Source organism: Sphingomonas ginsenosidivorax (genome assembly GCF_007995065.1).
GTDB classification, from domain to species: domain Bacteria; phylum Pseudomonadota; class Alphaproteobacteria; order Sphingomonadales; family Sphingomonadaceae; genus Sphingomonas; species Sphingomonas ginsenosidivorax.
On the sequence record NZ_VOQR01000001.1, the window covers coordinates 2,138,959 to 2,150,331 of the forward strand.

The window sequence follows — 11,373 nt, forward strand, 5'->3', positions numbered from 1 at the left end:
CGCCTGACGTTTTATATTGTCCACTGCATTGGACACTCACCGGTCGGCGACGATGGCTCGCGCGGTCAACGGCATTGCGGTGCGCACGATGCGTGATCGTCGGAAGCCGGCGGTGTCCAGCATCTGCCTGATGACCGCCGCGCTGCGCGGGCGACCCGATCCCATCGCCAGCAGGTAGAGTCCGAAATACCCGTCACCCGCCGGCTCCGAACCCGGCGTCTCCGCCATCGGCTCGACGATCAGCAGCCGCCCACCTGCGGCCAAGGCGCCGTGAATGCGCTGCAGCAGCAGTATGGCGGACGCATCGTCATGATCGTGGAGTACGCGGATCAGCGTGACGAGGTCATAGCCCTCCGGCAGTGGATCGGACAGGAAGTCGCCGCCGACCAGCGTCGTCCGGGCGCTGAGGCCGGCCTCCTCGAACCGCGCGCGCGCGCGGGCGACCACGGCGGGAAGGTCGAACAGCCCCAGCGCCACGTCCGGCACCCGTGCGGCGACTGCACGCAGGAACGCCCCCTCGCCGCCGCCGACATCGAGGACGCGGCGATGCCGGGCGAACGGATAGGCATCGATCGCCTGCGCCGCGATCAGCGGCTGCGACGCCGCCATCAACGCCGAATAGCTCGCGACATCCGCCGCGCTGCCCTGCCCGGCGGCCTCGGCATAGCGCCAATGCGCCGACAGCGCGCCCCCGCCCCCGCCACGTCGTAGCAATGCGACCGGATCCGCGAGATCGGCATAGAGAAGATGGTGGTGCGCGATCATCTCGCCGATCCCGCGATTGCCGAGCAGTGCGGCACCGTTGCTGCCGAGCACCCAGCCGGTCCCAAGCGGTTCGACCAGCCGCAACGCCGCAGCGCCGCGGAGCAATCGCTCGGCACCGGCCAGCGGCAGGTCGAGCCGCTCCGCGACCGCGCCGGCGTCGCGCGGGCCCTGTGCCAGCAGGTCGAGCAACCCGGTCTCGATGCAGGCGGCGAGGATCTGCGAATAGGTGAACCCCGCGACCAAGTCGAACAGCGTGCGTGCACGGCGATGCGCGATTGGCCGGGTCAGCGGAAACCGCGCGGCGAAGCGCTGGAATCGAGGCGACGCGAGCAGCCGGTTGCGCCAGCCAATCCAGCGCCTCTTTATGTCGTCAGTGTGAACTGCCAGAATCATGTGTCTAGTTTTGTGGACACGTGATAGCCTGACGTCAATCGGAGGAATGCCGGTGACGGACGAGGTGGTAGTGATCGGTGCAGGCGTCGGGGGGCTGGTCAGCGCCGCGTTGCTCGCCGCGCAAGGCCATGCGGTCACCGTCGTCGAGGCTCACGGCGGTCCGGGCGGGAAGTTGCGCGCGCTCGAGATCGACGGCGCGGCGATCGATGCGGGTCCGACCGTCTTCACGATGCGCGACGTGTTCGAGGATGTCTTCGCCGCCTGCGGGGACAGGCTCGACCGACATGTGACGATGCAGCCAGCCACCACGCTGGCCCGCCACGCCTGGGACGACGCGCGACTCGACCTGTTCGCGGATCCAGCAGCGAGCGAAGCGGCGATCGGCGATTTCGCCGGCGCGGCCGAGGCGCGCGGTTACCGCGCCTTCCGCCAGGAGGCGAAGCGCGTGTTCGACGCGGTCGACCGGCCGTTCCTGCACGCGACCAGGCCCAACCCGCTCACGCTCGGCTGGCGGATGGGCGCACGGGGCTTTGCGGACTATTGCACGCTCAGGCCCTACACCTCGCTGTGGAACGCACTCGGCGGCTATTTCCGCGATCCGCGGCTGCGCCAGCTGTTCGGGCGCTATGCGACCTATTGCGGGTCGTCGCCGTTCGCCTGTCCCGCGACGCTGATGCTGATCGCGCATGTCGAGGCGAGCGGCGTGTGGCTGATCCAGGGCGGCCTGCACCGGCTGGCGTTGGCGCTCGAGGCGCTGGGGCGGCGCAGTGGCGTGCGGTTTCGCTACGGCACGCCGGTGCGCGAGATATGCGTCGAGCGTGGCCGCGCCGCCGGCGTCGTGCTCGCGACCGGTGAACGGATCGCCGCCGCGTCCGTCATCTGCAATGCCGATCCCGCGGCGGTCGCATCGGGCTGCTTCGGCACCGCCGCGCGCCGTGCCGTGTCGCCGGTCGCCCCGAACCGACGCTCGCTCAGTGCGATGGTGTGGACCGGCCACGCCCGGGCATCCGGCTTCCCACTCGCGCGGCACAATGTGATCTTCTCGCCCGACTATCGCGCGGAGTTCGCCGCGCTCGCTGCGGGCCGGCTCGCCGACGCCCCCAGCGTCTATGTCTGCGCGCAGGACCGCGACGACACCACGCCGGCGCCAAGCGGTGCCGAGCGCGTCCAGATCATCATCAACGCGCCGCCCCGTGGCGACGGCGCCGGCCTAACCGAAGGGGAGATCGCGGCATGTACGAACCGGATGCTGGACGGCGTTTCGCGGGCGGGGCTTTCGCTCGCGCTGGCGCCCTCGACGGTGCTGACGACGCCGAGCGCGTTCGAGCGCCTGTTTCCGTCGACGGGTGGAGCCCTTTATGGACCGGCCTCGCACGGGTGGGCGGCGTCCTTCCGCCGCCAGGGCAGCCGGACGCGGATCGCTGGGCTCTATTGCGCGGGCGGGAGCACCCACCCCGGCGCGGGCGTCCCGATGGCGGCGCTTTCCGCCCGGCTAGCCGTCGACTGCCTGCTCAGGGACCGCGCTTCGACGTCCGTGTCGATGCCGGCGGCTATGCCTGGTGGTATGTCGACGCGACCAGCGAAGACGGCGCTCACGGGCTGACGATCATCGCCTTTATCGGCAGCGTCTTCTCGCCCTATTACAGGATCCGCGGCCGGCGGAATCCGGAGAACCACTGCGCGATCAACGTGTCGCTGACCGGGCCGCGCGGCAGCGCCTGGGCGATGACCGAGCGCCCCGCGCGCCGACTCCACCGCGACGCGGATCACTTCGTCGTCGGGCCCAGCGGCCTGCGCTGGGACGGCGACACTTTGGTGATCGAGATCGCCGAAATCTCCGCGCCGCTGCCCTACAAGGTGCGCGGTACCGTACGCGTCCGCCCGGAGATGATCGGCACCACCGCATTCGCGCTCGACCCCGCCGGCCGGCATCGCTGGCACCCGGTCGCGCCCCACGCGCAGGTGGAGGTCGCAATGACGCATCCCGGCATGCGCTGGTCGGGGCCCGGCTATTTCGATTCGAACTTCGGCGACGAGCCGCTCGAAGACGGGTTCGACGACTGGCACTGGTCGCGCGCGCATCTGAAGAGCGACGTCGCAGTGCTATACGAAGGCGTGCGGCGCGACGGCACGCCGTTCGACCTGGCGCTGAAGTTCGATGCGCAGGGCCGCTGGCACGACGTGATGCAGCCCGCCCCCGCCGCGCTGCCGCGCACCGGGTGGCTGATCAAGCGCGCCACCCGTGCCGATGCCGGCCATGCGGCCCGCGTGATCAAGACCTGGATCGACGCGCCCTTCTACGCACGCTCGGCGCTGTCGACGCGGCTGTTCGGCGAGGATGTGCAGGCGGTGCACGAAAGCCTAGCGCTCGGCCGCTTCCGTTCACCGATCGTCCAGTCGATGCTCCCCTACCGCATGCCCCGCGCGATCTGGTGAGTCGGACTTATCGCGCGCGATCGCGCGGTTGACCGAGACGAGTTGCCACACGCAGAAGATCAGCACGGGGATGCCTGCGATCGCCATGTCGAGCAGTGCCAGCATCAGGGTTCTTCCACGAAAGCGCGGATTGCCGTGGCGACGAGATCGGGGCGTTCCTCGTGCGCCAGGTGTCCGAGCCCTTCCAGAACCTCGAGCCGCGCGCCGGCCTTTCCGGCGGCCTGGCGAGCGCTCGCGAGGGGGATAGCGGTGTCGCGGTCGCCGTGAACGAGCAGCAGCCGCGCCTTCAAGTGCGGCAGGTCGCGCGCGAGCGACTCCAGGTCCCAGTCCGCCATCATCGTGATTGCGCCGGCGCAGTGGCTCGACGTCGCGAACAGCGTCTCGTAGCAGCGCTCGCCGGTCGCATCGATGTGCGAGCCTGTGCTGCGGCGGAGGAAGCGGCCGGTCTCGCCCGGTAGGCGCGCCATCTGCGCGAACAGGCGCGGCGCGAACGGGTTGACGAACAGCGCGCGCGCCAGGCCGGGGAACAGCTTCGCCGCCAGGCCGGGGAACGGAAGCAGCGCGGAACTCAGGCCGACGATCGCGCTCGGCGCCGCCACGCCGTCCAGCGTCATGCGGATCGCGACCGCGGCGCCCGCCGAATGCCCGACGATCGCGTGCGGCACGAGTTTCATCGTCCGCAGCAGGTCGCCGACTGCCCCCGCCACCCCCCGCATCGACAAGCCGCCGGCCGGCCGACCGCTGGTGAAGCCATGCCCGGGCAGGTCTGGCGCGACGACGCGGAACCGATCGCCGAGCAGCGGCGCCAGCGTGCGCCAGCTGTGCGTCGCCGCGCCGGTGCCGTGGAGCAGCACGATCACCGGCGCATCCTCGGCGCCGAAGCTCTGGACGTGCCAGCGCATCCGGCCGGTATCGACGAACCGGCTGTGCGCGCGGTTGGGCCAGTCGCGCCCCTCGAGCGACCAGCGCGGCGTGCTCATGCGGCCTGCGCCGCGCGGACCGCGGCGTGCATGGTCGCGGCGTCGGCGCGCGGCAGCGGCAGATAGCGCGCGTGCATCGCCGCCGCGAGCGCCGCGCCCTCCGGCCCCGGGCGCGCCGAGATGTCGACGAAGGCCGAGGCGATCCCCGCCCCCCCGATCGCCTTGGCCGCGAGCCCGGCATCCGCGGCCGCGGCCTGCCGCACCGCGCGGCCGTCGGCGGCGATGTTGGCGCGGCCGTCGGTCAGCACGACGATGAACGGCGTCCGCCCGCGTCCCCGCGCCGCCTCCGCCAGGTCGTGCGCCGCGCGCAGGCCTGCTGCCAGCGGCGTGCCCCCGCCGCCGGGCAGCTCGGCGAGCGACCGCCGCGCGCGCGCCAGCGACCGGGTCGGCGGCAACAGCAATTCCGCCGCCGTGCCGCGGAACGCGATCAGCGCGACCTGCGCGCGCTTCACATAGGCCTCGGCGAGCAACAGCTCGACCGCCCCTTTCGCCTCCGCGAGCCGCGCCAGCGCCGCCGATCCCGATGCATCGACCGCGAAGATCGTCATCGCCTCGGCGCGCGTCTCGAACCGGCGGATGCGCAGGTCGTCGCGGCGGATCGCGATATGGCCGGCCCCGCCGCCACGCAGCGCCTGCCACGGCGCGGCGGCGCGCAGGGTGTCGATCAGGCTCAACCGCCGACCGCCTCCCGGGATGCCTGACCGTGCCCCCATCGGCCGCCCGCGCGCGCCCGAATTGCGTCGCTCGCCCGCCCCTTGCGCAGTAGTTGCGCGCGCGCGCTTTGCGCCCGCGGCGATGCGCGCGAGCACGTCCTTGGGCAGCGCGGCCAGCGCGGCGGCGAGGACGACATCGCCGATCGCGCCGGGATCATGCTGCTCGTCCTCACCGGCGTCGCCGTCCGGCGGTGGCGGCGGTGGTTGCGCCTCGCCACTGTCCTGCCCCGCCGGCATCCGGGTCGCGCGCGGCGCCAGCACGAGCCGCGCGGCAAGGACGATATCCGCGTCGACAATATCCGCTCGCCCGTCCAGCCGCGCCGCCGCCCGCGCCGCGCGCAACGCGAACAGCGGGGCGCGCGCCGTGTCGATACCGAGCGCATGCGCTATGGTCACAAGCGTCGCGACGGCCTCCGCGTCGCTCCGGACGTCTTCGGCTTGAAGCGGTTGAGCCCCCGACTCGTCCGCACCCTCCCTCCCCGGCGGAGGCCGGGGCCCAGTTAGGAAGGCAGCGGTAACGAAGGACCGCGCGTCGCCATCGACGGCCCCCAACTGGGCCCCGGCCCCCGCCGGGGTGATGCCGAGCGGTGCGCCGGTCGCCGCACCCTCCCCGTTCCCTTGCGAAGGGGGGGGCCAGAGCCAAGCAACGCTCCGCTCGGGACTCCTGGACCCCCGCCTTCGCGGGGGAACGAGGGGCGGGACGCCGCCCGGCGAACCCCTGACAGATCCACCCAGAACGCGAGCCGCTCGGCCAGTGCCGCGGGCGTGCGTTCGTCCGGGTCTACCCCGTCGTCGAGCGCTACCGTCGCGAACCGCGCGTCCGCCCGCAGCGCGACACCGTCGCGCTCGATCACGACTTCGCCGGTATCGATCACCGCCGCCAGCCGCCCCGCGGTCGCATCGGACAGCCGTTCCGCCATCGGTATCACCACCACGCCGCCATCCGCCTCCGCCAGCAGCCCGGTGCGCGGCACCGCCACCCCGCGGGCGAGCGTCGCGGTCAGGTCGATCCCGCCGAGCAGTCGCTCGTCGTCGATATGTGAGGGCACCCGCCGCACTGGCGCGTCCTCCGGCAGACCGGCGCGCAGTTCCGCGACGACCGCGTCGCGCAGGTCCGCACCACCGCGCAGGACCATACCCCCCAGCCCCGGATCGATCGCGCACAGGCGCGCCGCCAGCAGCGCATCGGCATGAGGATCGGGCGTAGATTCGCCCGCGCCGGTCACGCCGCCAGATCCTCCAGCGCGCGCTCGATCCTGGCGGTCGACCCGGTCTCGTCGAGCACGTTGCGCCGCAGCCGGTGCCGGAGTGCCATCGGCGCCACGCTGGCGATCTGCGCCTCGCTGACCACCGCGACGCCGTCGAACGCGGCCAGCGCACGCGCCGACCGCATCAGCGTCAGTTCGCCGCGCAGGCCATCCGCCCCCACCGCCATGCAGAGCCGCGACGCGAATGCGAGCACCGCGTCGGGGACGACGACGTTCGGCAGCGCCGCGCGCCCCGCCGCGATCCGCTTCACCGTGCGCCGCTCTGCCTTCGCCCAGCTCTCGGCAAACGCCTCGGGCGTGCGCTCGAACGCGTCGCACCGCTTCAGGATCTCGACGCGCTGCGGCAAGTCCTGCGGCGTCCGGACCTCGACCGACAGCCCGAACCGGTCGAGCAGTTGCGGCCGCAGCTCCCCCTCCTCCGGGTTGCCGCTGCCGACCAGCACGAACCGCGCCGGATGCCGCACGCTCAGCCCCTCGCGCTCGACGACATTCTCGCCCGAGGCCGCGACATCGAGCAGCAGGTCGACGATATGGTCCTCGAGCAGGTTGACCTCGTCGATGTACAGGAATCCGCCATTGGCGCGCGCGAGCAGCCCGGGTTCGAACGCCTTCACCCCGGCGCCCAGCGCGCGTTCGAGATCGAGTGCACCGACGACGCGGTCCTCGGTCGCGCCCAGCGGCAGGTCGACGAACGGCACCGCGACCTTGCCCTTTCGCGGCGTCCCGTCCTGATAACCTGCGGCACCGGCGTCGATCGGCGGCAGCAACGCGGCCAGAGCGCGCACCGCGGTCGATTTGCCCGTGCCGCGGTCGCCGAACACCATCACTCCGCCGATCCGCGCATCGACCGCGGCGATCAGCAACGCGCGCTTCATCTCGTCCTGACCGACGATCGCGGAAAAGGGGAAGGACATGCGCACCCACAATGTGTAACACGCGCTGGACACGCGACAAGATGGACAATGTGATGTGGATGCCGATTGCCGTGGCCGCAGGGGTGGCGGTGTTCCTGGGCGCGTTCGGCGGTCTTATGACCCCGATCGGGGACTGGTACCGGACGTTGCGCAAACCATCGCTGCAACCGCCCAACTGGCTGTTCGGCCCGGCCTGGACGCTGATCCTCGGCCTTGCCGCCTGGTCGGCGGTGACGGCCTGGACCGCCGCGGTCGACGACGTCGCGCGGACGCAGGTCGTCATCCTGTTCGCGGTCAACGCGGTCTTTCACGCGGCGTGGAGCCCGCTGTTCTTTCGCGCGCGCCGGCCCGACTGGGCGCTGGTCGAGGTGGTGTTCCTGTGGGGATCGCTGGTCGCGCTGGTCGTCGGCCTGTGGCCGATCTCGCAGAAGGCGAGCCTGCTGATCCTGCCCTATCTGGCGTGGGTCAGTTTCGCCGCATGGCTCAACTGGGCAATCGTCCGGCTCAATCGCCCGTTCGCCTGAACGATTAGCCACGCCCGCGCGCAAGGCGTATATGGTACAGACCACAGACTGAAACGACTCAGCAAGGAACCGAGCACGACCCCATAGGAGAGCAGATCATGGCAACGCTTCCGGAACACGCATCCCTATCCGCGACCCAAATCCGCGCGATCCCCGAAATACGGCGGATCGGCACCAGCGACCTGAGCTGGGCGCTGGCGGAGGGGTGGAAGGATTTCCTCGAGAAGCGCGGCGACTTGATCGTCATCGGCCTGCTCTATCCGATCATCTGCCTGGTCGCCGCCGTCGTCACGTTCAACGATCCGTTGCTGCCGTTGTTCTTTCCGCTCGTCGCCGGGCTCTCGATCCTCGGCCCCGCCGCCGCATCGGGGTTCTACGAGCTCGCACGCCGGCGCGAGGAGGGTCGCGATTCGAGCTGGTGGCATTTCCTCGATCCGCTCAACGGTCGCAGCCGCCTGCCGCTCGCCTTGCTGACCGCCGGGCTCGCGGTGCTGATGATCGGCTGGCTGGTCGCCGCCTATGCGGTCTATGACGTGACGTTCGGGGCAGACGCGCCGTTGCGCCTCGGCGACGTGTTCGGTCGGCTGTTCACCACGGAGCAGGGCTGGGCGTTGATCCTGCTCGGCAACCTGGCCGGGCTGCCGTTCGCGATCGCGACCCTAGTGTTCGCGCTCGCGTCGTTCCCGATGGTGGTCGACCAGCCGGTCGATGCCGGGCTCGCGATCCGCACCTCGCTCGCCGCCGCGCAGAAGAATCCGCGCGAGGTGTTCGGCTGGGGTCTGCGCGTCGCGGCGCTGCTGCTGCTCGGGCTGATCCCGCTTGCGATCGGGCTTGCGGTCGTTCTGCCCTGGCTCGGCTATGCGACCTGGCATCTCTACACGCGGCTGGTGGTGCGGGACTGACCCCGCACCCTGCCCGCCTGCCACTCACACCGCGACCCGTCAGACGATGTCGAGGATCGCGGTCTTGAGGGTGGCGGAATCGGGCCCGGCCTCGATGTGGAAGCGGCCGGGCTCGACGACCTCGCGCATGTCGATGTCCCACAGCGCGAAGGCGTCGGGGCCGAGCGTGAACCGCACCGTCCGCCGTTCGCCGGGCGCCAGCGTGACGCGCTCGAACCCCTTCAATTCCATCACCGGCCGCGCCACCGACGCGACCAGGTCGTGGACGTAGAGCTGGACGACCTCGTCGCCGGCGCGCGTGCCGACATTGGCGACGTCGACCTCGACCGTGACCGATCCCGCCCGACCGATGCTGGGCGCGGACAGGCGCGGCGTCCCGATCTCGAACTTCGTGTAGCTGAGTCCGTGCCCGAACGGGAACAACGGCGTGACCTCGGAGAACAGGTAACCGCGCTGCGTCGATGGCTTGCGGTTATAGTAGAACGGCACCTGCCCGACCTCGCGCACCACCGTGAGGGGCAGCTTCGCGCCGGGGTTGATCCGCCCGAACAGCGCCTCCGCCATGGCGGTGCCGCCTTCCTGCCCCGGATACCAGCATTCGAGGATCGCGTTGGCGTGCGCGACGACGTTCGGCCAGCTCGGCGGGCGGCCGTTGATCGCCGCGACGACGACCGGCTTGCCCAGCGCCTTCAAGGCGTCGAACAGCGCGTTCTGCTCGCCGAGCAGGTCGAGCGTGGTGCGGTCGCCGAGATGCGCCTTGGCAAAACCCTCGCGGCTGGTCTGCTCGGTGTCGCCGATCGCCAGGATAATGGTGTCGGCGCTGCGCGCGACCTCGACCGCCTCGGCGATCAGCGCGCGGTTGCGCGCCGGATCCGCGAGCAGCACCGCATCGGCCGAGCGGTCCTCGCTCTGGGTGATGAAGACGCCCTGCGCATGGACGATCTGCGCCGCGTTGCCGACCAGCGCGCGCACGCCGTCGAGCAGCGACACGGTCTGGCGCGGCGGTGCCGAATAGCCGCCCAGCCGCGCGATCGCGGCATTGGGCCCGATCACGGCGATCCGGCCCTTCGCGGTCAGCGGCAGCGTGCCGTCGTTGGTCAGCAGGCACAGGGACTTGCGCGCCGCGTCGAGCGCGAGTGCGCGCGCCTCGGCATTGCCGGTCAGCCGCTCGGCGGCGCGGGCATCGACCATCGGCTGTTCGAACAGGCCGGCGCGGAACTTGAGCGCGAGGATCCGTGCGCATGCAGTGTCGACCGCGGCGAGCGGCACCGTTCCGGCGCGAACCTGCGCGGGCAGCGTGCGATAGGCGATGCCGTCAGGCAGCACGCTGTCGACGCCCGCCTTCAGCGCCATCCGCGCAGCGTCGTTCAGGTCGCGCGCGACGTGATGGATCGTGTCGAGTTCCTCGACCGCGCCATAATCGCTGACGACCGCGCCCTTGAACCCCCATTCGCCGCGCAGCACCTCGCCGAGCAGCCAGTGGTTGGCGTGGCTCGGCACGCCGTCGATCTCGTTGTACGACGGCATCACCGCGCCGATCCCGGTCCGCGTGACGACGGCGCGGAACGGCGGGAAGAAGCTCTCGCGCAGTTCGCGCTCGCCGATCGGTGCCGGTCCGATATTGTTGCCCGCCTGGGGCTGGCCGTGGCCGGTCATGTGCTTCAGCGTCGCGAACACTTTCCCCGGCTGCAGCGTGCCGCTGTCGCCCTGCAGCCCCTCGACCGCCGCGACGCCCATCTCGCCGCACAGATAGGGGTCCTCGCCGAACGTCTCCTCGATCCGGCCCCAGCGCGGATCGCGCGCGATGTCGACGACTGGGGAGAGCGCGAGATGGCTGCCATGCGCGCGGACCTCGCGGCCGATCACGCTCTGTGCGCGCCGCATCAGGTCGCGGTCGAAGCTGCCCGCCATCCCGATCGCCTGCGGGAACATCGTCGCGTCGGGCGCCATGTAGCCGTGCAGCGATTCCTCGTGGAAGATCACCGGGATGCCGAGCCGGGTCTCGTCGCGCGCCCAGCGCTGTACCGCGTTGACGAACGCGATCGTCCCCGCCGAGCCGCGGAACCGCGCGCCGGTGCCGCCCGCGACCGCGTCGACCGAGGGTCCGCCGCGCATGTCCGACGGCCGCGTCACCTGCCCGAACCCGGCAGGATAGGCCGCGCTCGCCTTGATGGGGTCGAACGCGATCCCGCCGGTGACCATCACCTCGGCCTTGGTCGCCCAAAGCGCGATGGTCTGCGCGACCTTTTCCTCCAGCGTCATCCGCGCCATCAGGTCGCGGACCCGCAGGTCGACCGGCGCGCTCGGGTCGCGGTAGATCGCGCGGGGGGTCGCGGCGTGCACCACGCCCGGCGTCAGCGCCGCGACGGATGCCGTCCCCAGCCAGCGAAGCAGGTCGCGCCGCGTCGCTGCGCTACGATCATGTGACTTGCCCGGCATCCGTATCTCCAGCGTAAGCGCGGCATTGCTGTCGATGCC

10 protein-coding genes are annotated in these 11,373 nt (G+C 71.3%); 4 read left to right on the plus strand and 6 right to left on the minus strand.

Annotated features, from left to right (window positions below; genetic code table 11):
• Window positions 1–36: 36 nt before the first annotated feature.
• A complete protein-coding gene (locus FSB78_RS09670; RefSeq protein ID WP_147082228.1) occupies window positions 37–1,158 on the minus strand; it encodes a methyltransferase in 1,122 nt (373 codons plus the stop codon).
• 46 nt (window positions 1,159–1,204) lie between these two features.
• Between FSB78_RS09670 and crtD the strand changes: the two genes are divergently transcribed.
• Window positions 1,205–2,761: a 1-hydroxycarotenoid 3,4-desaturase CrtD gene (gene crtD / locus FSB78_RS09675; protein ID WP_147082230.1), complete on the plus strand. Its 1,557-nt coding sequence runs from the start codon at window positions 1,205–1,207 to the stop codon at window positions 2,759–2,761.
• A 122-nt stretch (window positions 2,762–2,883) separates the two neighbouring features.
• On the plus strand, window positions 2,884–3,594 hold the full coding sequence (locus FSB78_RS09680; RefSeq protein WP_242008162.1) for a hydratase: 711 nt from the start codon (window positions 2,884–2,886) through the stop codon (window positions 3,592–3,594).
• A gap of 104 nt (window positions 3,595–3,698) precedes the next feature.
• Here the strand turns inward: FSB78_RS09680 and bchO are convergent, their stop codons facing one another.
• From bchO to FSB78_RS09695, 4 genes are all read right to left on the minus strand, one after another.
• Entirely contained in the window at window positions 3,699–4,574 is an 876-nt protein-coding gene (bchO, locus tag FSB78_RS09685) for an alpha/beta fold hydrolase BchO (RefSeq protein ID WP_147082234.1), read from the minus strand.
• Window positions 4,571–5,683 carry a VWA domain-containing protein gene (locus FSB78_RS09690; protein ID WP_338419965.1) on the minus strand — a complete coding sequence of 371 codons (1,113 nt, stop codon included), beginning with the start codon at window positions 5,681–5,683 and terminating at the stop codon, window positions 4,571–4,573. Before FSB78_RS09690 ends, bchO begins: the two co-directional genes overlap by 4 nt.
• Window positions 5,684–5,787: 104 nt before the next feature.
• Window positions 5,788–6,513, minus strand: coding sequence for a hypothetical protein (locus FSB78_RS19495; RefSeq protein ID WP_242008164.1), 726 nt, complete (start codon window positions 6,511–6,513; stop codon window positions 5,788–5,790).
• Window positions 6,510–7,475, minus strand: coding sequence for a magnesium chelatase ATPase subunit I (locus FSB78_RS09695; RefSeq protein ID WP_147082236.1), 966 nt, complete (start codon window positions 7,473–7,475; stop codon window positions 6,510–6,512). Before FSB78_RS09695 ends, FSB78_RS19495 begins: the two co-directional genes overlap by 4 nt.
• 47 nt (window positions 7,476–7,522) lie before the next feature.
• On the opposite strand from FSB78_RS09695, the gene FSB78_RS09700 reads away from it, so the two are divergent.
• Window positions 7,523–7,993, plus strand: a complete 471-nt coding sequence (locus FSB78_RS09700; protein WP_147084117.1) for a TspO/MBR family protein — start codon at window positions 7,523–7,525, stop codon at window positions 7,991–7,993.
• A gap of 98 nt (window positions 7,994–8,091) precedes the next feature.
• Window positions 8,092–8,895, plus strand: a complete 804-nt coding sequence (locus tag FSB78_RS09705; protein ID WP_147082238.1) for a DUF2189 domain-containing protein — start codon at window positions 8,092–8,094, stop codon at window positions 8,893–8,895.
• A gap of 39 nt (window positions 8,896–8,934) precedes the next feature.
• Here the strand turns inward: FSB78_RS09705 and FSB78_RS09710 are convergent, their stop codons facing one another.
• Window positions 8,935–11,334, minus strand: a complete 2,400-nt coding sequence (locus FSB78_RS09710; RefSeq protein ID WP_147082240.1) for a glycoside hydrolase family 3 N-terminal domain-containing protein — start codon at window positions 11,332–11,334, stop codon at window positions 8,935–8,937.
• Between the last annotated feature and the right edge of the window lie 39 nt (window positions 11,335–11,373).